At 71.7% G+C, this 20,703-nt stretch carries 17 protein-coding genes; 9 read left to right on the forward strand and 8 right to left on the reverse strand.

Going from position 1 to position 20,703, the window contains the following annotated elements; all coding sequences use genetic code 11:
• Nucleotides 1–71 precede the first annotated feature (71 nt).
• The 8 genes from MKK68_RS16100 to MKK68_RS16135 all read right to left on the reverse strand — a co-directional run bounded on the left by MKK68_RS16100 (nucleotide 72) and on the right by MKK68_RS16135 (nucleotide 8,683).
• Entirely contained in the window at nucleotides 72–1,661 is a 1,590-nt protein-coding gene (locus MKK68_RS16100) for a c-type cytochrome (protein ID WP_147841444.1), read from the reverse strand.
• A 42-nt stretch (nucleotides 1,662–1,703) separates the two neighbouring features.
• Nucleotides 1,704–2,060 carry a hypothetical protein gene (locus MKK68_RS16105; protein ID WP_147728830.1) on the reverse strand — a complete coding sequence of 119 codons (357 nt, stop codon included), beginning with the start codon at nucleotides 2,058–2,060 and terminating at the stop codon, nucleotides 1,704–1,706.
• Nucleotides 2,060–2,527 carry a TspO/MBR family protein gene (locus MKK68_RS16110; RefSeq protein ID WP_147728829.1) on the reverse strand — a complete coding sequence of 156 codons (468 nt, stop codon included), beginning with the start codon at nucleotides 2,525–2,527 and terminating at the stop codon, nucleotides 2,060–2,062. Before MKK68_RS16110 ends, MKK68_RS16105 begins: the two co-directional genes overlap by 1 nt.
• Before the next feature lie 11 nt (nucleotides 2,528–2,538).
• On the reverse strand, nucleotides 2,539–3,723 hold the full coding sequence (locus MKK68_RS16115; protein WP_147841443.1) for a geranylgeranyl diphosphate reductase: 1,185 nt from the start codon (nucleotides 3,721–3,723) through the stop codon (nucleotides 2,539–2,541).
• Between the two features lie 136 nt (nucleotides 3,724–3,859).
• Nucleotides 3,860–5,227, reverse strand: a complete 1,368-nt coding sequence (locus MKK68_RS16120; protein WP_147841442.1) for a BCD family MFS transporter — start codon at nucleotides 5,225–5,227, stop codon at nucleotides 3,860–3,862.
• The gene (chlG, locus tag MKK68_RS16125; protein ID WP_147841441.1) at nucleotides 5,227–6,108 is read right to left on the reverse strand and encodes a chlorophyll synthase ChlG; all 882 of its coding nucleotides are present in this window, start codon (nucleotides 6,106–6,108) and stop codon (nucleotides 5,227–5,229) included. Before chlG ends, MKK68_RS16120 begins: the two co-directional genes overlap by 1 nt.
• Before the next feature lie 203 nt (nucleotides 6,109–6,311).
• Nucleotides 6,312–7,760: a transcriptional regulator PpsR gene (gene ppsR, locus MKK68_RS16130; protein ID WP_147728497.1), complete on the reverse strand. Its 1,449-nt coding sequence runs from the start codon at nucleotides 7,758–7,760 to the stop codon at nucleotides 6,312–6,314.
• 35 nt (nucleotides 7,761–7,795) lie between these two features.
• Complete coding sequence (locus MKK68_RS16135; protein ID WP_243933281.1) at nucleotides 7,796–8,683, reverse strand: B12-binding domain-containing protein; 888 nt, start codon at nucleotides 8,681–8,683, stop codon at nucleotides 7,796–7,798.
• Nucleotides 8,684–8,961: 278 nt separating this feature from the next.
• Here MKK68_RS16135 and bchF point away from each other — a divergent pair, with 278 nt between their 5' ends.
• From bchF to puhB, 9 genes are read left to right on the forward strand one after another with little or no spacing between them, the layout of a single operon-like run.
• Nucleotides 8,962–9,477 carry a 2-vinyl bacteriochlorophyllide hydratase gene (gene bchF / locus MKK68_RS16140; RefSeq protein ID WP_244031367.1) on the forward strand — a complete coding sequence of 172 codons (516 nt, stop codon included), beginning with the start codon at nucleotides 8,962–8,964 and terminating at the stop codon, nucleotides 9,475–9,477.
• A complete protein-coding gene (locus MKK68_RS16145) occupies nucleotides 9,474–10,775 on the forward strand; it encodes a ferredoxin:protochlorophyllide reductase (ATP-dependent) subunit N (RefSeq protein WP_244031369.1) in 1,302 nt (433 codons plus the stop codon). Before bchF ends, MKK68_RS16145 begins: the two co-directional genes overlap by 4 nt.
• Nucleotides 10,776–10,779: 4 nt before the next feature.
• Nucleotides 10,780–12,342, forward strand: a complete 1,563-nt coding sequence (gene bchB, locus MKK68_RS16150) for a ferredoxin:protochlorophyllide reductase (ATP-dependent) subunit B (RefSeq protein ID WP_244031371.1) — start codon at nucleotides 10,780–10,782, stop codon at nucleotides 12,340–12,342.
• On the forward strand, nucleotides 12,317–16,036 hold the full coding sequence (locus MKK68_RS16155; protein WP_244031380.1) for a magnesium chelatase subunit H: 3,720 nt from the start codon (nucleotides 12,317–12,319) through the stop codon (nucleotides 16,034–16,036). The genes bchB and MKK68_RS16155 overlap by 26 nt, the downstream gene beginning before the upstream one ends.
• Nucleotides 16,033–16,926: a ferredoxin:protochlorophyllide reductase (ATP-dependent) iron-sulfur ATP-binding protein gene (gene bchL, locus MKK68_RS16160; protein ID WP_244031383.1), complete on the forward strand. Its 894-nt coding sequence runs from the start codon at nucleotides 16,033–16,035 to the stop codon at nucleotides 16,924–16,926. Before MKK68_RS16155 ends, bchL begins: the two co-directional genes overlap by 4 nt.
• A gap of 11 nt (nucleotides 16,927–16,937) precedes the next feature.
• Entirely contained in the window at nucleotides 16,938–17,645 is a 708-nt protein-coding gene (bchM, locus tag MKK68_RS16165) for a magnesium protoporphyrin IX methyltransferase (protein WP_147727571.1), read from the forward strand.
• On the forward strand, nucleotides 17,642–19,072 hold the full coding sequence (locus tag MKK68_RS16170) for a BCD family MFS transporter (RefSeq protein ID WP_244031385.1): 1,431 nt from the start codon (nucleotides 17,642–17,644) through the stop codon (nucleotides 19,070–19,072). The genes bchM and MKK68_RS16170 overlap by 4 nt, the downstream gene beginning before the upstream one ends.
• 31 nt (nucleotides 19,073–19,103) lie before the next feature.
• Nucleotides 19,104–19,880 (forward strand): photosynthetic reaction center subunit H, encoded by a 777-nt coding sequence (gene puhA, locus MKK68_RS16175; protein WP_147728032.1) that lies wholly within the window; start codon nucleotides 19,104–19,106, stop codon nucleotides 19,878–19,880.
• On the forward strand, nucleotides 19,877–20,578 hold the full coding sequence (puhB, locus tag MKK68_RS16180; protein ID WP_244031387.1) for a photosynthetic complex putative assembly protein PuhB: 702 nt from the start codon (nucleotides 19,877–19,879) through the stop codon (nucleotides 20,576–20,578). The genes puhA and puhB overlap by 4 nt, the downstream gene beginning before the upstream one ends.
• Nucleotides 20,579–20,703 lie beyond the last annotated feature (125 nt).

The following is a 20,703-nucleotide window of genomic DNA, read 5'->3' on the forward strand; positions in this document are numbered from 1 at the left end:
GTCGGCGCGGCCGGCCAACGCGCCAATCGCGCGCTGGTTCGTCAGGCCGCCCGCGACCGGTTGCCCGTGGCTCAGTTCGGCTTCGGCATCGCCGGAGCCGGCATCGTGCTGGCCTGCCGCTCGGGGTGCTTGAGCTGGCTGTAGACGAGGTTGCTGAAGCTGCCGATCGTCGCGTGCCAGGGCAGCTTCACGTCGTCGGTCTCCGGCTTGGCGGCCTTGCAGAATGCCGTGGTCAGGCCGTTGACGATGTCGTCGTCCCGTCCTGCAGGGAGCGCCGACTTGATCTTCGGCAGGAGCGCATCGATGCGCGGGATGAAGTCCTCCTGCTTGAGGCCCTTCAGCTGTTCCGCGGCACCGGCGTCGGCCACGGCCTTGGCCACGTCCGGCTGCTCGATCTCGGCGCAGGGCGCATTGCCGGCGAGCATGGTGCTCGTCGCCTTGCGCGCGTCGGCGGCGACGCCGGACTTCAGGACGGGAGCGCTGTTGCCCCAGGAGTTGCGGATGTAGTCGGTGACGTCGGCAACCTGCTGGTCGGTCATGCCCTGGCCGATCGCGGTCATAGGCGCGTAGCCGCTCTGCGCGCCGAGCCCGCCGTAGATCACGCGCAGCACCGTCTCCGGGCCGGCCGACTGGACCGAGGTGTTGCCGGCGAGCGCCGGGATCGCACCCTCGACGCCCTTGCCGTCGGGCTGGTGGCAGGACGAGCAGTAGCTGAGGTAGACGCCCGCGCCCGGCGCGCCGGTGGTGTCGTAGGCCTGCAGGTCCTTGGACTTGTAGGTCTGCTTGGCCTGGTAGGTCCGGAGATACGCGACCATGGCCTTGAGGTCGGCGTCCGTCATCTTCGAAAGCGATTCCTCGATGGTCTGGCGCATCGGGCCGGCGGCGACGCCGGGCTTGTCGCCCGGGGCGGTGCCGGTCTTGAGGTAGGTCACCACCTGCTCCTCGGTCCAGGCGCCGATGCCCTGGTGGCCGTCGGGGGTGATGTTCGGGGCGTACCAGCCGTCGATCACGCCACCGCCGAGCTTGCCCGCGAGGCTGCTGTTGCCGACAATCTTATTCTCGTTGTGGCACATGCCGCAGTGGCCGAGCCCCTCGACGAGGTAGCCGCCGCGGTTGACCTCGGCGGTGGCGTTCGGATCGGGCTTCCACTCGCCCGGCGTGAAGAAGGCGGTGCGCCAGGTGATCAGGGCGGTGCGGATGTTGAACGGGAACGGGATCTCGCTGTCCTTGCGCGGCTCCTTCACCGGCTCGAGCGAGCGCAGGTAGGCCCAGATCGCCTTGACGTCGTCGGTCGTCACCTTGGTGTACCAGGCGAAGGGGAAGGCCGGGTAGAGGTAGTGCCCCTCGTTGTCGATGCCCTCGTGCATCGCCTTGACGAAGTCCGCTTCCGTCCACTTGCCGAGGCCGGTCTCGTCGTCGGGCGTCAGGTTGGGGGTGCGGATCTTTCCGATCGGCGTGTTGAGGACGTAGTTGCCGGCCAGCCGCTTGCCGCTCGGGCCGGTATGGCAGGCGACGCAATCGCCGGCGGTGACGAGATACTCGCCGCGCTTCACCAGATCCTGGCTCGCGCCCCCGGCAGCCTCCTGCGCGAAGGCCGCGATCGGCAGGCTGGAACCCAGCAGAAAACCGGAGGTCGCGGCCAGAGCGAGGAAGCCACGCATGATGCCTAATCTCCGGTTGTGGCAGGTAAGAAGCATAATAATTCAGCTTCGCGGCCGCGCGTTGAACGCGGCCGCCGCGTCGGAAGTTCCTGGCACGCCAGGGGCGCCGGTGCGACCAAGCGTCAGGCCGGCCGGGTTGCGCAGGCGCGGCACGAGGTCCCCGAGATGGGCGCCGAGCGAGACCAGCATCCAGCCGGCGACGACCGGCCAGGGCGACTGGACCAGGGCCGCACGCACGGCCAGCATCAGCGCCGCCCCGGAGACGAGGTTGCACAGGAGCGGCACCGGCGCCGGCCCGCGCCCCGTCCGCCGCCGGAACGCGAGCAGCATCGCGGCCTCGGCGGCGACGAGCACGAGGATCGCGTCGACGATCCGGCCGGTTGCGAACCACTCCGCCATCACGCGGCTCCGAACGGGCCGTTGAGCCGCACGATGGCGCGGTTGAGGAACCCGGCGATCGTCACCCAGAGGAGGTAGGGCGCCAGCAGCACCGCCGCGACGCCCGAGACCGGCAGCGTGACGGCGATCAGCGCCGCCACCGAGAGCCAGAGCAGGACGAGCTCGAAGAACGCCCAGTCCGGCCGCTCGGCGCGGAAGAACAGCGCGCTCCAGGCGATGTTGAGCACGGCATTCACGGCGTAGGCCGCGAGCAGCACGACGCGCTGCGGCTCGTCGGCCTCGCTCCAGGCGATCACGGCGGAGACGACGCAGAGCGCGAAGATCGTCGCCCAGACCGGGCCGAACGCCCAGTCCGGCGGCTTCCAGGCCGGGTTGCGCAGGGCGCGGTACCACGGGCCGGTGGTGGTCAGCACGCCGCCAGCCAGGGCCACCACGAGCGCGGACAGGGTGGCGATCGCCGCCGGCATCCAGACCTCGCTCAAGGCGAGACCCAGCGGAACAGGTGCGCCATGTCCTTGAAGAAGATCTTTACGTGCGCCATCGGCTTCTTCCGCACCAGCTCCTTGTTCATGTAGCTTTCCCAGGTGAGCTGCTGCACGTCCTTGTCGCGGCAGATCGAGACGAAGCGCTCGCGCAGGGCGTCGTTGCGGTACCAGACCGACTGCATGATCCGCAGGATCAGGAACACCCGCCCGTGCAGCTTCATGAAGCGACGGCGGGCCTGGGCGAGGGCGCGGGCATCGCCCGTCCTGAGGAACGCGTCGGCCGCGTCGGCGGCGAGCCGGCCGCCGAGCATCGCGTAGTAGATGCCCTCGCCGGATGCGGGGGCGACGATGCCGGCGGCATCCCCCGTGAGCAGGACGTCGCGGCCGTTGTCCCACTTCCTCAGCGGCTTGAGCGGCAGGGGCGCACCCTCGCGGCGGACCGTCTCGCCCGCCGCCAGCCCCGTCGACTCGCGCAGGTTGCGGATCGCGGTGCGCAGCGAGAAGCCCTTCCGCGCCGAGCCGGTGCCGATGCTGATCGTCTCGCCGTGCGGGAAGATCCAGGCGTAGAAATCGGGCGAGTGCTTGCCCTGGTAGAACACGTCGCAGCGCGTGGCCGCGTAGGCTCCGCTGCCGTCGGCCGGCGGCCGGACGATCTCGTGGTAGGCGAAGACCTGGCGCATCCCGGCATGGCCCGGGATCTCGGCCCGGCCGACCGGGGACGAGGCCCCGTCGGCACCGATCACCAGCTTGGTCCGCACCGTGCGCGCCGCGTCGCCGACGCGGTAATGCACCGTGGTGCCGGCACCGTCGCGGACGATGCGTTCGTAGGTGCCGGGGCGGTGGTCGGCGCCGGCGAGCGAGGCCCGGTCGCGCAACCACGGATCGAAATGCTCGCGGTCGACCATGCCGACGAAGCCGTCGCCGACCGGCATGTCGACGGCCGTGTCGGAGGGCGCGATCATCCGCGCGAGCTTGATGCGGGCGACGATCTGCGCGTCGGGGATGGCGAAATCGCGGATCGCCCGCGGGGGGATCGCGCCGCCGCAGGGCTTGATCCGCCCCGGCTTGTCGAGGAGCAGCACGCTGCGGCCCATCCGCGCCAGGTCGGTCGCCGCCGTCGCGCCGGCGGGACCGCCGCCGACCACGACGCAATCGAAGAATTCGGGGGCTTCGGACATGCTGTGCTCCCTGGCGTTGGTTTCGGCGGCCGGCGCTTGGAGCGTCTTCCCAGATCGCCGGATCAAAAAAACGCTCTCTCGTCGTCGGGTCGGATGTCCTTCACGCGAGCCGGCATCCACCTCGCCTGAAGACGCCCTAGAACCGCGGCTCGAACCGGAGATCGAGCGCCGCCCGGCGTTGCGCGCGCGGCACGCGGGTGGCGCCCGCATGCTCGATCCGCAGCGCGATCAGGGTGGCGAGCACGAACAGCAGCGCCTCCGCCAGGAAGACGGTGGCGTAGGCGTGGACGGCTTCCGGGGTGACGAGGCGGGCGAGGTCGACCGCGACGGTGCCGAGGAAGCCGCCGGCGCCGAAGGCCACGCCCTGCGCCGCTCCCCACACGCCCATGCGCGTGCCGCGCTCGGCCTCGCCGCCGGCGCCCGCGAGCCCCATCATCGAGCCGATCGCGGCGACCGCGAAGACGCCGTTGAATAGGCCGAGGCCGAAGACCACGGCGCGCAAGGGAAACTCCGGCCCGACGAGGCCGCCGGCCGCGATCCCGACGAGCATCGCGCCGGAGCCGGCGCAGCCCAAGGCTGTCCAGAGCTTGAGCGAGCCGAGCCAGGGACCGCCGACGCCCATCGTCAGCCCGGCGACCAGCAGCATCCCGGCGAGTACGCCGCCGTGCTGGAGGCCGGCGAGCTTGGTGGTGGTGCCCGGCGTCATCGCGAAAACGAGGCCGGCGAACGGCTCGAGGATCAGCTCCTGGGCGCTGTAGGCCAGCATCGCCACGAAGATGAACACGGTGAAGCGGCGCGAGGCCGGCTCGGACCAGACCTTGGTGAGCACCGCCCGGAACGGCGCCTTCGCAGAGCCGGCGGTCTCCGATCGCACCGGCGCGACGGTTGGCTCGACCCCGCGCACGGCCAGGCACGCGAGGACGAACGCCGCGAGCGAGACGGTGCCGGAGACCGCGACCAGGCGCGCGCCGGAGAACGGATCGAGGAAGTGCCCGGCCAGCGGCGCCGTGACGGCGAAGCCGGCGATCATCATCACCCAGACTATGGTGGCGGCGGCACCCCGGCGCCGATCCTCGACGCCGGTAGCGAGCAGGACGAGGAGCGAGGTTCCCGCCGCGCCCGCGCCGATGCCGACGGAGAAGAAGGCGAGGATCGCGAGCGAAAGGCCGGCGGGGAGGTTCGTCTCGGCGAGCGCCGTCGCCGCCGCGGCGAGGAAGCCGCCGAGCGCCAGAGCGGCCATGCCGCCGACGATCCACGGCGTGCGGCGGCCGCCGACATCCGAGCCGTAGCCCCAGCGCGGGCGCAGCACCTGCACCGCGTAGTGCAAGGCGACCAGCGCGCCCGGGACGATGGCGGGCAGCGCCAGCTCCACCACCATCACCCGGTTGATGGTCGAGGTCATCAGCACGACGACGGAGCCCAGCGCGGTCTGGACGAGGCCGAGACGGACGATCTGCGCCCCAGAGAACGAAGATGTGAATGACGATGAGGCGGGCGCGGCCATCACGGGGCTCCCACGAGCGGGCGGAGCGCGAAGGCGGAAACCAGCATGCCGAGCACGTAGAGGGTGGTGCCGGTGCCGTTGTACCAGGCGGCCTTCGCCCGCGGCGCGGCGAGCAGCCGGCGCATCAGCGCGATCTGCCCGACGAGCAGCAGCGCGACGATCGCAGCGTGCCACCCCCGGCTCCAGCCGTAGAGGAACGCGATGACGGCCACCTGCGGCACGGTCATCACGAGGCAGGCGAAGCGGGCGGCCCCGGGGATGCCGAGCTGGACCGGCAGCGAGCGGATGCCGGTGAGGGTGTCGCCCTCCACCGACTTGAAGTCGTTCAAGGTCATGATCCCGTGGGCACCGATCGAGTACAGCGCCGCGACGATCAGGACGCGGCGGTCGGGCACGGTGGCGGCCATCACGGCGGCGCCGGTGAACCACGGCAGCCCCTCGTAGCAGATCGCCACGGCGGAATTGCCCCACCAGCCGTTATTCTTCAGGCGCATCGGCGGCGCGCTGTAGAGCCACGCCAGGACGAGGCCGAAGATCGCCGCGCCGAGGATCCAGGGCCCGAGCGCGGCGGCCACGAGGAGCGAAAGCCCGGTCCAGGCCCCGGCGACGTAGAGCCCCCAGCGGCCGGGCATGCGGCCGGACGGGATCGGGCGGTTCGGCTCGTTGATCGCGTCGACGTGGCGATCGTACCAGTCGTTGACTGCTTGGCTGGTGGCGCAGACCAGCGGCCCGGCGAGCACGACGCCGGCCATGATCACCGGCCATTGCCCGTGGGTGGATTGGCCCGACGAGACCACGCCGCAGGCGAAGGCCCACATCGGCGCGAACCACGTGATCGGCTTGAGCAGTTCGACGAGTGCGCTGGGAGCCGGTGTCGCCATGGTGCGAGGCTAGGATCTCGCCCTACGAAGTGTCAAGTAGAGATGACACGACAGATGATCGAAAACTTGGACACATAGAGGTAGGAGTAGTGCCAAGCTGAAACCAAGCGGGCGAGGTCGAACGCCGACGGACGGTCCATTCACGATCGTTCCGGCGGCGGACGTCGCGATTCGCGGGTGGAGGCAGGCCGAGCGGATCGCGCTCAGGCGTCGGGATAGTCGGGCCCGTCGAGATCGCCGATGCCGTAGCGGCGCAACTTGGCGTAGAGGCCCTGGCGACTGAGCCCGAGCATCTCGGCGGCCGAGGCCCGGTTGTCGCGCGTGATCCGCAGCGCCGCCTCGATGCAGAGACGCTCGATCAGGTCGGTGGTCTCGCGCACGAGGTTCTTCATCGAGACGCGGCCGACCAGCTCGGTCATCTGCTCGACCGAGCGCGGCAGCTCGTGCCCGCCCGACACCGCCGTCGCCACGGCACGGCGCGGCGTGCCGCGAATGGTGAAGCCGAGGCAGGGCGGGCGGGCGTTCGGCACGGCGACGGCGGCGATCTCGACCTCCTCGACGGATCCCAGAAGGCCGCGCAGGCCAGTCGCGAAGTGGCGGACCGAGCCGTGCTCGGCCAGCGTCGCGAACAGGGTCGCGGCCTCGGTCTCCTCGCGGCCGATCCAGCGGTCGATCAGCTCGCCGCGCGCCTGCTCCACGGTCGCGACCTGGGCGAGGTCGAGGAAGGCCCCGTTGGCGGTGAGGATCCGCCGCGACAGGTCGGTGACGACGAACCCTTCGGGAATGCCCTCGATGACGTCGAGGAGCGGGCCGCGCCGCTCGGGCGACGCGGCGTCGCCGATCGCGGAATCGCTCAGCCGCAGCAGCGCGCTCGCCGAGCTGCCCTGCCGGAACAGCGATGCCGAGATCCGCGCCTGCCCGCGGCTTCCGGCGAGCCGGGTCTCGAGATCCTCGGCCTTGCCGGTGGCGCGCAGGCCGGAGAACAGCAGCTCGATCTCGCGCCCGCTCGCCGCCTCGAACAGCTCGACCACGTCCAGCCCGAGGATCCGCTTCTCGGTGCGCCCGAGGAGCCGGACCGCGGCGGGGTTGACCTCGGTGACCCGGCGCGTGGCCGCGTCGACCACGAGCACCGGCTCGCTGCCGAGCTGGAACAGCATGCGGTAGCGGGTCTCGGCGCCGCGCAGGCGGAGATAGTCGCGCTCCAGCGCCTGCTGCGTCTCGACGAGCTTGCGCTGGAGCGAGGCCATGGCGAGCAGGTTGCGGCCGATCGCGATGATCGAGCCGTCCGTGCCGAGGCGCATTGCAGCGTAGCGGATCGGCAGGTCGTCGCCGGAGACGGACGGGTGGTTGACCTGCCGCCAGCGCGTCACCCCGTCCGGCGCGGCGTCGCGCAGCAGCGCGTCGATCTTCGGGCGGCTCTCGACGGTGACAGTGTCGATCCAGCGCCGCCCGAGCCACGTGTCGCAGCCCTGGCCCGCGAGGTCCGGGGCGGCGAAGGCCGCGTCGCGGATGATGCCGTCGGCATCCACCACCAGGGACAGGTCAGTCGCGGCCGCGACGAGAAGGCCCGCCGCCTCTCCCCCGAGGGCCGACAGGGTCTTGCTCAGGGCTGCGGAGGGGTTCTGCGCAGCGTGGGTGGCCAAGCTGGTCAAGTCTCACCGCTTCGTGAAGTCGTCGATCGGGTCTTTCAGCAGGCTCCCGCCCTGAGATCAAGCATGAACTCGGCGGCGGCCACAGCACGACGCGCATCCGTGGCCGTGGCATCAGCACCCACGCGCTCGATATGCCCCGGATTGTCGACGAAGATCGGGCCGCCGACGAGGATGCGCACGCCGGGATTGAACGAGACCCGGCGCAGCTCGTGGACGGTCTTGGTCAGGGTCGGCAGAAGCACCTCGCAGCCGAGCGACAGGCCGATCACGTCGAACCAGGCGGTCCGCGCCTGGTTCAGGATCTCGCCCACCGGCGCGAGCGCCGTGCTCGTGACGTCCCAGCCCGCGTCGCGAAAGAACTGCTCGATCATCGACAGCCCGAACATGTGGGTCTCGCCGGGACAAAGGCTCAGGAGGATGCTGTGCCCGTCCCGGTGCCCTCCTGTTTCGCCGCCGTAGCGGCGCGCGAGGTCGTGCATGATCCGCTGCAGGCGGCCCATCGCGATCGTCAGCTCGGCGAAGTCGCAGAGGTCCTCCTCCCAGAGCACGCCGAGGTGCCGCGCGGTCGGCGCCAGGAGGTCGAGGAGCAGGCTGTCGAGGGCGAGGCCGTCGTCGACGAGCGCGGCGATGCGCGCCTCCACCACCTCGCCGGCCGGCGCCAGCACGAGGGAGGCGAAGGCCTCGATGTCCTCGGCGGTCGGCTTTCTCGGCCCCGGGCCGCGCGTCGACGCCTCCATGCGGTGTGCGAGCATCAGGCGGGGGATGATCTCGGCCTCGACCACGCGGGAGAGGTGACCGTGCCAGCGATCGGACAATTGCTGCCGGCGCGGCGGCGCCTGCTGGTCGATCTCGCAGGCTGACGCCATCTCGCGAGCGAGCGCTAGGATGGCGTTTCGCCCCTCGGAGCGCCTCAAGTCATCCATTGGCCAACTCCAATGTCGCTGACGGCTTAATTGTATTCAAAATATAGCTTGGCCGGGGTTAGGATTCCCCGTGCCGTCGCCCTCTCCGGGACGACTTGACCTAGACGATACGCTTTCGAGGCGGCTTGGCAATGGTCGAATCGAATAAGAATGCTTCCACGTCATTGTCATACGGTTTTGACGTAAAGCGCGCTTGACACTTTTTGGCACGGTTTCTAGGCTTCCCCTAAGCCGCCCTCCCGAGAGGCGGCCCGCCGCAGCAGGGATGGGGTAAGGCTATGGGTCCCAGCGACCGGACGGCACGACCACCACTCTACACGTCGGCCGAGCGCGGCCGGCGCGACGCGACCCGCTGGACCCTGGTCCAGGGCCTTCTGGCCCCGCTTCAATTCCTCGTGTTCCTCGTCAGCCTGGGGCTGGTCCTGCGGACGCTGTCCACCGGGGAGGGCGAGGCCGCGGCCAACCTCTCGGTGCTGGCCAAGACCTTCCTGCTCTACGCGATCATGGTCACCGGCTCGATCTGGGAGAAGGCGGTGTTCGGGCGATACCTGTTCGCCCCGGCCTTCTACTGGGAAGACGTGGTCAGCATGCTCGTGCTGGCCCTGCACACCGCCTATCTCGGCGCCCTCGGCTTCGGGCTCCTCGGCACGGCCGGCCTCATGTGGCTCGCGCTCGCGGCCTACGCCTCCTACGCGGTCAACGCGACGCAATTCCTGCTGAAGCTGCGGGCGGCGCGGCTGCAGGCGCCACGGCGTCCGCGCCCCGTCGCCGGCACCGCGATGGTGGCGCGATGAACGCGCCCTTCCTCCCGCCGAGGACCGTCGCAGCCACCGCCGAACCCGGCTGCGGCGACGTGGCGATCCGACAGGAGCGTGGCCAGCGCGCGGTGTTCTGCGGGCTGACCGGCATCGTCTGGCTGCACCGCAAGATCCAGGACGCGTTCTTCCTCGTCGTCGGCTCGCGCACCTGCGCCCACCTGATCCAGTCGGCCGCCGGGGTAATGATCTTCGCCGAGCCGCGCTTCGCCACCGCGATCATCGACGAGCGGGACCTCGCCGGCATCGCCGACATGAACGAGGAGCTCGACCGGGTGGTGCGCCGCCTGATCGAGCGCCGCCCCGACATCCGGCTGCTGTTCCTGGTCGGCTCGTGCCCCTCCGAGGTGATCAAGCTCGATCTCGGCCGCGCGGCGCAGCGGCTCTCGACCACCTTCTCGCCGAACGTGCGGGTGCTGAGCTATTCCGGCAGCGGCATCGAGACCACGTTCACGCAGGGCGAGGATGCCTGCCTCGCGGCCCTGGCGCCCGAGATGCCGCGGGAAGCGCCCGACGCCGCCCCGTCGCTGCTGGTGGCGGGCGCGCTCGCCGACGTGGTCGAGGACCAGTTCCTTCGGCTGTTCTCCGAGCTCGGCATCGCCAACGTCGCGTTCCTGCCGGCGCGCCGGGCCGGCGCGCTGCCGGCCGTCGGCCCGAGCACGACCTTCCTGCTGGCGCAGCCGTTCCTGACCGACACCGCCAAGGCCCTGGAGGCCCGCGGCGCCAAGCGCCTGTCGGCCCCGTTCCCGCTCGGCGTGGAGGGCACGACGCGCTGGCTCAGGGCCGCGGCCGACGCGTGGGGGGTGCCTGAGGGCCGCTTCGAGGCGGCGACCGCGCCGGGCCGGGCCCGCGCCGCCCGCGCGCTCGATCACCACCGCGAGACGCTTGCCGGCAAGCGGGTGTTCTTCTTCCCCGATTCGCAGCTCGAGGTGCCGCTCGCCCGGTTCCTGTCGCGGGAATTGGGCATGGGCCTGTGCGAGGTCGGGACGCCCTACCTGCACCGCGGGCACCTCGCCGAGGACCTCGCCCTGCTGCCCGACGGCACGGACATCGTCGAGGGCCAGAGCCTCGACGCGCAGATGGACCGGGCCCGGGCCGAGAGGCCCGACCTGACGGTCTGCGGCCTCGGCCTCGCCAACCCGCTGGAGGCGGAAGGGCTCGCGACCAAGTGGTCGATCGAGCTGCTGTTCACGCCGATCCAGGGCTACGACCAGGCCGGCGACCTCGCCGAGCTGTTCGCCCGCCCGCTCGTCCGCCGCACCCGGCTGGAGGTCTGAGGCGATGCAGCTCACCCTCTGGACCTACGAAGGACCGCCGCATATCGGCGCCATGCGCATCGCCACCGCGATGGAGGGGCTGCACTACGTGCTGCACGCGCCGCAGGGCGACACCTACGCCGACCTGCTGTTCACGATGATCGAGCGGCGCGACGCCCGCCCGCCGGTCACCTACACCACCTTCCAGGCCCGCGACCTCGGCTCCGACACCGCCGAGATCTTCAAGGACGCGGCCGCCGCCGCCTACGAGCGCTTCCGGCCGCAGGCGATGATCGTCGGCGCCTCGTGCACGGCGGAGCTGATCCAGGACGATCCGGGCGGCCTCGCCAAGGCGCTGAACCTGCCGATCCCGGTGATCGCGCTGGAGCTGCCGGCCTACCAGAAGAAGGAGAACTGGGGCGCGTCGGAGACCTTCTACCGGCTGGTCCGCGGGCTTTCCGGCTCGCCGTCCCTGGAGCCGAAGCCGGAGGGCCGGCGTCCGTCCTGCAACATCCTCGGGCCGACGGCGCTGGGCTTCCGCCATCGCGACGACCTCGCCGAGATCACCGGCCTGCTCGGGCGGCTCGGCATCGCCGTCAACGTCGTGGCGCCGATGGGCGCAAGCCCGGCCGACCTCGGCCGCCTGAAGGACGCCGACTTCAACGTCGTGCTCTACCCGGAGGTGGCGCGCGCGGCCGCGCAGTATCTGCAGAAGACCTTCGGCCAGCCGATGGTCGAGACGGTGCCGATCGGCGTCGGCGCGACGATCCGCTTCGTCGAGGAGGTCGCGGCTCTGGCCGGAATCGACCCGGCGCCGGTGCTCGCCGGGGCGCCGTCGCGCGCGCCCTGGTATTCGCGCTCGGTCGACTCGACCTACCTCACCGGCAAGCGCGTCTTCATCTTCGGCGACGCCACCCACGCGATCGCCGCCGCCCGCGTCGCGAAGGCCGAGCTCGGGTTCCGGGTCGTCGGCCTCGGCACCTACGGCCGCGAGTTCGCCCGCGAGGTCCGGGCGGAGGCCGCGCTCCACGGCATCGAGGCGCTGATCTCCGACGACTACCTCGACGTCGAGGCGGCGATCCAGGCGGCCGGCCCCGAGCTGGTGCTCGGCACGCAGATGGAACGTCACATCGCCAAGCGGCTCGGCCTGCCCTGCGCGGTGATCTCGGCGCCGGTCCACGTCCAGGACTTCCCGGCGCGCTACTCGCCGCAGATGGGCTTCGAGGGCGCCAACGTCCTGTTCGACACCTGGGTCCACCCGCTGATGATGGGCCTGGAGGAGCACCTGCTCGGGATGTTCCGCGAGGACCCCGAGTTCAACGACCGCGCCCCGTCCCATCTCGGCGGCAAGGCTCCCGCCGGGGCGCCCGCGCCCGCCCCGCCGGTTCCCGAGCCCGTCACCTCGGTGACGCTCGCCGGCCCGACCGCTCCGACCTGGGCCGTGGAGGCCGAGAAGGAGCTGCGGAAGATCCCGTTCTTCGTTCGAGGAAAAGCCCGCACCAACACGGAAACCTTCGCCAGGGAGCGGGCGCTGCCGCTCATCACCGTCGAGACCTTGTACGATGCCAAAGCGCATTTCGGTCGCTGAACGGCCCGAGCTCCGCATCGTCGTCGTGACGATGGACAACCACATGGCGAGCGCCCTCGAGCGCGCCCGCCTCCGGCTGCGCAGCGAGATGCCCGGCCTCGTCCTCGACTTCCACGCCGCCGCCGAGTGGGACACCGCGCCCGCGAGGCTGTCCGCCTGCAAGGCCGACATCGCCCGGGCCGACATCGTGCTCGCGACGATGCTGTTCATGGACGAGCATGTCCGCGCCGTGCTGCCGGCGCTGCTGGCCCGCCGCCCGCACTGCGACGCGATGATCGGCTGCCTCTCGGCCGGCGAGGTGGTGAAGACCACCCGCCTCAACCGCTTCGACATGGACGGCACCAAGCGCGGCGCCCTCGACTTCCTGAAGAAGCTGCGCGGCAAGCCGGGCACCCAGGGCAACGGCGCCCGCCAGATGGCGATGATCCGCAAGCTGCCGAAGATCCTGCGCTTCATCCCCGGCTCGGCGCAGGACGTGCGCGCCTACTTCCTCACCCTGCAATACTGGCTCTCGGGCTCGGACGAGAACATCGCCAACCTCGTGCGCTTCCTGGTCGGGCGCTACGCCGCCGGGCCGCGCCTCGCCTGGCGCGAGATCGCGGCCGCACCCGCGCCGCTGAGCTATCCCGAGACCGGCCTCTACCACCCGCGCATGAAGGGCCGCATCGGCGAGTCGCTCGCCGCGCTCCCCATGCCCAAGGGGCCTTCGAGCGGCCCTGCGAAGGGTCGGGTCGGCCTGCTGGTGATGCGCTCCTACGTGCTGGCCGGGAACACCGCCCATTACGACGGCGTGATCGCGGCGCTCGAAGGCCGCGGCCTCGCGGTGGTGCCGGCCTTCGCCTCGGGCCTCGACAACCGCCCGGCGGTGGACGCCTTCTTCCGCCGCGACGGCCGGCCGGCCATCGACGCGCTGGTCTCGCTCACCGGGTTCTCGCTGGTCGGCGGGCCCGCGTACAACGACGCCGCGGCGGCCGAGACGGCGCTCGCCGACCTCGACGTGCCCTACCTCGCCGCCCACGCGCTGGAGTTCCAGACCCTGGAGCAGTGGGAGGGCTCCGACCGCGGCCTCTCGCCGGTCGAGGCCACGATGATGGTCGCGATCCCCGAGCTCGACGGCGCCACTGCGCCGATGGTGTTCGGCGGCCGCTCCGGCGCGTCGATGGGCGAGAACGCCCGCGACATGCGCGTTCACCCGGAGCGCGCCGACATGCTCGCCGCCCGCATCGAGCGCCTCGTCGCCCTGCGGCGGACCGCGCGGGCCGCGCGCAAGGTGGCGATCGTGCTGTTCGGCTTCCCGCCGAACGCCGGCTCGATCGGCACGGCGGCGTTCCTGTCGGTGTACCAGTCGCTGCACAACACCCTGACGGCGATGAAGGCGGACGGCTACGACGTCGCGGTGCCCGACACGGTCGACGACCTGCGCAACGCGGTGCTCGCCGGCAACTCCGCCCGCTACGGCACGCCGGCCAACGTCCACCACCGCATCCCCGCCGAGGAGCACGTCCGGCGCGAGCGGCACCTGTCCGAGATCGAGGCGCAGTGGGGGCCCGCGCCGGGGCGCCAGAACAGCAACGGTTCGGCCCTCTTCGTCCTCGGCGCGCAGTTCGGCAACGTCTTCGTCGGCGTGCAGCCCGGCTTCGGCTACGAGGGCGACCCGATGCGCCTGCTGTTCGAGCGCGGCTTCGCGCCGACCCACGCCTTCTCGGCCTTCTACCGCTACCTGCGCGACGACTTCCGCGCCGACGCGGTGCTGCATTTCGGCACCCACGGCGCGCTCGAATTCATGCCCGGCAAGCAGACCGGCCTGTCCGAATCGTGCTGGCCTGAGCGGCTGATCGGGCCGCTGCCGAACGTCTACCTCTACGCCGCCAACAACCCCTCCGAGGGGATGATCGCCAAGCGCCGCTCCGCCGCGACGCTGGTGAGCTACCTGACCCCGAGCCTCGCCCAGGCCGGGCTGTACCGCGGGCTGATCGACCTCAAGGCCTCGATCGAGCGCTGGCGCGCCCTGGAGCCGGAGGCGGAAGCCGAGCGGCGCGACCTCGGCCAGCTCGTCCAGGCGCAGGCCGCCGCCCTCGACCTCGCTCCGGCCGAGCCGGCCTGGGACGACCTCGCCGCCCGCATCCAGGCGCTGGGCCAGGCGGTGCACGAGCTGGAGCACACCCTGATCCCGCACGCGATGCACGTGGTGGGGCAGGGCACGCCGCCCGAGGAGCGGGTCGACCTGCTGCTGGCATTGGCCGAAGCCTCCGCCGGCCTCGTGCCGGAGCGGGCCGGGATCGCGGCGCTCGTGGCGGGCGAGGGGGTCGACGCGGCGCTCGCCGCCGCGGGCCTGCCCCTCGACGAGACCCACCGCGCTGCCTTCCGGTCGCTGGCCGAGACCGACGCGCTGCTCGCCCGCGACCACGAGGTCGCCGGCCTGCTCAAGGCGCTGGACGGGCGCTTCATCGCGCCGGTGGCCGGCGGCGACCTGCTGCGCAACCCGGCCGTGCTGCCGACGGGACGCAACCTGCACGGCTTCGATCCCTACCGCCTGCCCTCGGCCTTCGCGGTCGCCGACGGCGCGCGGCAGGTCGCCCGGATCCTCGCCCGTCACCGCGACGAGGGCGCGGCGCTGCCCGAGAGCGTCGCCCTGGTGCTGTGGGGGACCGACAACCTCAAGAGCGAGGGCGGCCCGATCGCCCAGGCCCTGGCGCTCATCGGCGCGGCGCCGCGCTTCGACGGCTACGGCCGGCTCTGCGGCGCGACCCTGATCCCGCTGGAGACGCTCGGCCGCCCGCGCATCGACGTGGTCGTCACCCTCTCCGGCATCTTTCGCGACCTGCTGCCGCTCCAGACGAAGCTCCTCGCCGAAGCCTCCTACCTCGCCGCCACCGCCGACGAGCCGGTGGAGCGCAACTTCGTCCGCAAGCACGCCCTCGCGCATCAGGCCGAGCACGGCATCGACCTCGAGACCGCGGCGCTGCGGGTGTTCTCGAACGCCGAGGGCACCTACGGCGCCAACGTCAACGGGCTGGTCGAGTCCGGCCGCTGGGAGGACGAGGACGAGATCGCCGAGACCTTCTCGCGCCGCAAGAGCTTCGCCTACGGCCGCACCGGCCAGCCGGCGCCGCAGCGCGCGCTGATGCGCAGCGTGCTGGCCAAGGTCGACCTCGCCTACCAGAACCTCGATTCGGTCGAGGTCGGGGTCACGAGCGTCGACCACTACTTCGACGGGCTCGGCGGCATGGGCCGGGCGGTGGCCGAGGCCCGCGGCGCCGCGGTGCCGATCTTCATCAGCGACCAGACCCGCGGCGAAGGCACCGTGCGCTCGCTCTCCGAGCAGGTCTCGCTCGAGACCCGGACCCGCATGCTCAACCCGAAATGGACCGAGGGCATGCTCGGGCACGGCTACGAGGGCGTGCGCCAGATCGAGGCGCACCTCACCAACACCATGGGCTGGTCGGCCACGAGCGACGGCGTCGCGCCCTGGATCTACCAGCGCATCACCGAGACCTACGTCCTCGACCCCGCCATGCGCGCGCGCATGGCCGCCCTCAACCCCACCGCCTCGGCCAAGGTCGCGCACCGGCTGATCGAGGCGCACCAGCGCGGCTTCTGGACTCCCGATGCGGCGACGCGCGACGCGCTCGCCCGCGCCGAGGAGGAGCTCGAGGACCGTCTCGAAGGCATCACCGCGGAGGTTGCGGCATGAACATCGCGATTCGAAACCCCGTCGCCGCCCGCCGCGAGCCGGAAGGCAGCGTCCAGGTCTCGCTGGACGTCGCCATCGGCACGACGGCGAAGGTCTTCGCGGTCTACGGCAAGGGCGGCATCGGCAAGTCGACGACCTCGTCGAACCTGTCGGTCGCCTTCTCGAAGCTCGGCAAGCGGGTGCTGCAGATCGGCTGCGACCCGAAGCACGACTCGACCTTCACCCTCACCAAGCGCCTGGCGCCCACCGTGATCGATGCGCTGGAGGCGGTGCAGTTCCACTCCGAGGAGCTGCGCGTCGAGGACTTCGTCGCCGAGGGCTACAACGGCGTGATGTGCGTCGAGGCCGGCGGGCCGCCGGCCGGCACCGGCTGCGGCGGCTACGTCGTCGGCCAGACGGTGAAGCTCCTCAAGGAGCATCACCTCTTGGAGGACACCGACGTGGTGATCTTCGACGTGCTCGGCGACGTGGTCTGCGGCGGCTTCGCCTCGCCGCTCCAGCACGCCGAACAGGCGCTGGTCGTCACCGCCAACGACTTCGACTCGATCTTCGCGATGAACCGCATCGTCGCCGCGATCCACGCCAAGGCGAAGAACTACCCCGTGCGGCTCGGCGGCGTCATCGCCAACCGCTCGGCCAAGACCGACGAGATCGACCGCTTCAACGCCGCCGTCGGCCTGGAGCGCATCGCCCACTTCCCCGACCTCGACGTCGTGCGGCGCTCGCGCCTGAAGAAGTCGACCCTGTTCGAGATGGACGAGACGCCGGATCTGGAGGCCGTGAAGGCCGAGTACATGCGGCTGGCCGCCTACCTCTACGCCGGCGGCAAGCCGCTCTCCGCGATCCCGATGAAGGACCGCGACCTCTTCGAGTTCCTGGGATTTGATTGAGGGGTCTCGTGATGACCAGCGCATCCTACGCCGAGCGCCGCTCGCAGCTCACCACCTACTTCGACCGCACCGCGGTCGAGGCCTGGGCGCGGCTAACCTCCGACGCACCGGTCTCGAAGATCCGCGCGACGGTGCGGGCGGGTCGCGACACGATGCGGGCTCAGCTTCTGTCCTGGCTGCCCGACGACCTGACCGGCCGGCGCATCCTCGATGCCGGCTGCGGCACCGGGGCGCTCAGCCTGGAGGCCGCGCGCCGCGGCGCCGAGGTCGTCGCCATCGACGTGTCGGCGACGCTGGTCGGCCTCGCGGCCGAGCGCGCCGGGCCGATCGCGGGCGGCGGGTCGATCGACTTCCGGGTCGGCGACATGCTCGATCCGAGCCTCGGCCGCTTCGACCACGTCGTGGCGATGGATTCGCTGATCCATTACGGCGCCGCCGACATCGCCCGGGCGCTCGCCGCGCTCGGCGCGCGCACGGACGGGTCGGTGGTGTTCACGGTGGCGCCCCGCACCGCCCTGCTCACCGCGATGCACGCCGCCGGCACGCTGTTCCCGAGGGCCGACCGGGCGCCGGCGATCGTGCCGATCACGCTGGGCGCGCTGGCCAAGCGGATCGGCCGGGAGCCGGCGCTGGCCGAGTTCGCGCTGACGCGCACGCAGCGCGTCAACAGCGGCTTCTACCTCTCGAACGCGATCGAGCTGGCGCGGGGCCGCCGATGAAGCTCGGCCTCCGCCTGATCCGGCACGTCGCGGCCCTCGGGCCGTCGATCCTCCCCTTCGCCGACGCGGCGACGAAGGAGCTGCCGCTCGGGCGGCTGATGCGGCTGTCGCTGTTCCAGGTCACCGTCGGCATAGCGGCGGTGCTGCTGATCGGCACGCTCAACCGCGTCATGATCGTCGAGCTGGAGGTGCCGGCCTGGGTCGTCGCGCTGATGCTGTCCCTGCCGCTGATCTTCGCCCCCTTGCGGGCGCTGATCGGCTTCCGCTCGGACACGCACCGGTCGGTGCTCGGCTGGCGCCGCGTCCCCTACATCTGGTTCGGCACGCTGCTGCAGTTCGGCGGGCTCGCCATCATGCCGTTCGCGCTGCTGCTGCTGTCGGGCGACACCACCGGCCCGATGTGGGCCGGGCAGGTCGCCGCCGCGCTCGCCTTCGTCCTGGTCGGCGCCGGCCTCCACACCACGCAGACGGTGGGGCTCGCCCTCGCCACCGACCTCGCACCGGCCCATGCAAGGCCCAAGGTCGTCGCGCTGCTCTGCGTCATGCTGCTCGTCGGGATGATGGTCAGCGCGGTCGCCTTCGGCCTGCTGCTCGCCGACTTCTCGAAGGTGCGGCTGATCCAGGTGATCCAGGGCACGGCCCTCGTCACCATCGTGCTCAACGGGCTGGCCCTGTGGAAGCAGGAGGCGCGCGACCCCGACCGCGCCCGCGACGCGGCGCAGCCGAGCTTCTCCGAATCCTGGGCGGCCTATGCGGGGCAGGGGCTGGCGCGGCGCCGCCTCGTCGCCACCGGGCTCGGCACCGCCGCCTTCTCGATGCAGGACATCCTGCTGGAACCCTATGGCGGGCAGATCCTGCACCTCTCGGTCGGCGCGACCACGGCGCTGACCGCGATGCTGGCGGCCGGCGGCGGCCTCGGGCTGCTGGCGGCGGCGCGCTGGCTCAACCGGGGCGGCGACCCGTTCCGGGTGGCGGCGGCGGGTGCCGTGATCGGCATCCTTGCCTTTTCCTGCGTCGTGTTCGCGGCCCCGCTCGGCTCGACGCAGGTCTTCGCGGCCGGCGTCAGCCTGATCGGCTGCGGCGGCGGCCTGTTCGCCCACGGCACGCTCACCGCCTCCATGGCGAAGGCCGGGCCGGAGGATACCGGGCTCGCGCTCGGCGCCTGGGGCGCGGTCCAGGCGTCGGCGGCCGGCCTCGCCATCGCCGGCAGCGGCATCGTGCGGGACGTCGGCTCGGCGCTCGCCGTCTCGGGGGCGCTCGGCGAGGGCATGAGCGATCCCTCGATCGGCTACCTCGTCGTCTACCACATCGAGATCGCGCTGCTGTTCGCGACGCTGGTCGCGATCGGCCCGCTGGTCCGGGACCGCAGCCCGCAACCGGCGGCGCGGGGCAGGCCCCGCGTCGCCCTGTCCACCTCCTCCACCTGAAGCTCGGGAGATCGCCATGCCACCAGGAGCACTGCCCACGGGAGCACTCACCGGCTACGTCGACGTCGCGCAGATCGTCCTGTACGCCTTCTTCCTGTTCTTCTTCGGCCTGGTCTTCTGGCTCCGGCGCGAGGACCGGCGCGAGGGCTATCCCCTCGAGGCCGAGGTGACGGGCACCCTCAAGCGCCCCGACCCGATCCTGATCCCGACGCCGAAGCTGTTCCACCTCGCCGACGGCAAGATCAAGCAGGCGCCGCAGGCCGACACCAGGCCCGACCGCAACTACCTCGGCAGCAAGCGCGAGCCCTGGCCGGGCGCCCCGCTGGAGCCGACCGGCGCCGACCCGATGTTCGCCCATGTCGGCCCCGGCTCCTGGGTCAGCCGCGACGACGCGTTCGATCACACCTTCGACGGCCAGAAGCGGATCGTCCCCTTGCGGGTCGCGACGCATTTCATGGTCCACGAGGACGGCCCCAACCCGATCGGCATGAGCGTGTTCGGCGCCGACAGCCAGATCGCCGGAACGGTGTCCGACATCTGGGTCGACCGCGGCGAAAGCTTCGCCCGCTACTACGAGGTCGATCTCGGCGCCGGCGGACGCCGCGTGCTGATGCCGGTCACCTTCTGCCGCACGGGGCGGTTCTCGCGCACCGTGAAGACCGAGGCGCTGCTCGCCCGGCAGTTCTCGGACATCCCGCCCCACGCCGACCCCGACGCGGTGACCCTCCTCGAGGAGGAGAAGATCATCGCCTATTTCGGCGCCGGCACCCTGTACGCCACGCCCCAGCGCGCGGAGACCCTGCTATGAGCGGCCGCCGGACCCACGATACGCCCTCGGACGACACCGTCCGCGACGACCGGATCCCCGAGGGCCTGCCCGAGGCGCTGCCGCCGGGCGAGCACATCCTGTGGCAGGGCCGGCCGACCGCCTTCGGCATGGCCGCCCGCCCGATGCACGGCGGGTTCGTGGTGCTGTGGTTCGGCGTGCTGGCCGCCTGGACCATCCTGCCGGCGGCCCTCGACGGCGCGGTGCTGGCGGGCCTCGTAGCCTCGTGGCCGACCTTCGCCGCCTGCGCCGCCGCGCTGGCCGTCGTCGGCGGCCTCGGCTGGCTCGCCTCCTGGACCACGACCTACACCATCACCAACCGCCGCGTGGTGATGCGGATCGGCATCGCGCTGCCGGTCACGTTCAACCTGCCGCTCGCGCAGGTGGAGGATGCCGCCCTGCACAGCTTCGCCGACGGCACCGGCGACCTGCCGCTCCGGCTGAGCGCCGGCACCCGCGTCGCCTACCTGCACCTGTGGCCGCATGCCCGCCCCTGGCGCGTGACCGAGCCGCAGCCGATGCTCCGCTCCGTCCCGAACGCAGGCGAGGTGGCCGCCATCCTCGCCCGGGCGATCGTCGCGGCGCGGGCGCCCGAGGAAGAGTCCGCGCTGCCGGTGCTCGTCGCCCGCCCGCAGAACGCGGCGCGCAAGCCGCGCCTCGTCGCCGTCGGAGCGCGCTGACCGGCCCGAGCCTCCGCGGAGCTGCGCGGACGAGACATCACCCCGCCCGTCCCGGCCGAACCGCCGGGGCGGGCGTTCGCTTCTCGAAAAAAGTCGTTTGCGAACAGCACCTTGACGGTTCTCTC

The sequence above is a fragment of the Methylobacterium sp. E-016 genome (assembly GCF_022829745.1).
Lineage (GTDB): Bacteria > Pseudomonadota > Alphaproteobacteria > Rhizobiales > Beijerinckiaceae > Methylobacterium.

What these genes read in the sequence shown, in the direction of transcription:
- MKK68_RS16100 (WP_147841444.1), bottom strand. Translation starts at nt 1,661, where the DNA reads ATGCGTGGCTTCCTCGCTCTGGCCGCGACCTCCGGTTTTCTGCTGGGT.
- MKK68_RS16105 (WP_147728830.1), bottom strand. Translation starts at nt 2,060, where the DNA reads ATGGCGGAGTGGTTCGCAACCGGCCGGATCGTCGACGCGATCCTCGTG.
- MKK68_RS16110 (WP_147728829.1), bottom strand. Translation starts at nt 2,527, where the DNA reads ATGCCGGCGGCGATCGCCACCCTGTCCGCGCTCGTGGTGGCCCTGGCT.
- MKK68_RS16115 (WP_147841443.1), bottom strand. Translation starts at nt 3,723, where the DNA reads ATGTCCGAAGCCCCCGAATTCTTCGATTGCGTCGTGGTCGGCGGCGGT.
- MKK68_RS16120 (WP_147841442.1), bottom strand. Translation starts at nt 5,227, where the DNA reads ATGGCCGCGCCCGCCTCATCGTCATTCACATCTTCGTTCTCTGGGGCG.
- chlG (WP_147841441.1), bottom strand. Translation starts at nt 6,108, where the DNA reads ATGGCGACACCGGCTCCCAGCGCACTCGTCGAACTGCTCAAGCCGATC.
- MKK68_RS16135 (WP_243933281.1), bottom strand. Translation starts at nt 8,683, where the DNA reads ATGGATGACTTGAGGCGCTCCGAGGGGCGAAACGCCATCCTAGCGCTC.
- bchF (WP_244031367.1), top strand. Translation starts at nt 8,962, where the DNA reads ATGGGTCCCAGCGACCGGACGGCACGACCACCACTCTACACGTCGGCC.
- MKK68_RS16145 (WP_244031369.1), top strand. Translation starts at nt 9,474, where the DNA reads ATGAACGCGCCCTTCCTCCCGCCGAGGACCGTCGCAGCCACCGCCGAA.
- bchB (WP_244031371.1), top strand. Translation starts at nt 10,780, where the DNA reads ATGCAGCTCACCCTCTGGACCTACGAAGGACCGCCGCATATCGGCGCC.
- MKK68_RS16155 (WP_244031380.1), top strand. Translation starts at nt 12,317, where the DNA reads ATGCCAAAGCGCATTTCGGTCGCTGAACGGCCCGAGCTCCGCATCGTC.
- bchL (WP_244031383.1), top strand. Translation starts at nt 16,033, where the DNA reads ATGAACATCGCGATTCGAAACCCCGTCGCCGCCCGCCGCGAGCCGGAA.
- bchM (WP_147727571.1), top strand. Translation starts at nt 16,938, where the DNA reads ATGACCAGCGCATCCTACGCCGAGCGCCGCTCGCAGCTCACCACCTAC.
- MKK68_RS16170 (WP_244031385.1), top strand. Translation starts at nt 17,642, where the DNA reads ATGAAGCTCGGCCTCCGCCTGATCCGGCACGTCGCGGCCCTCGGGCCG.
- puhB (WP_244031387.1), top strand. Translation starts at nt 19,877, where the DNA reads ATGAGCGGCCGCCGGACCCACGATACGCCCTCGGACGACACCGTCCGC.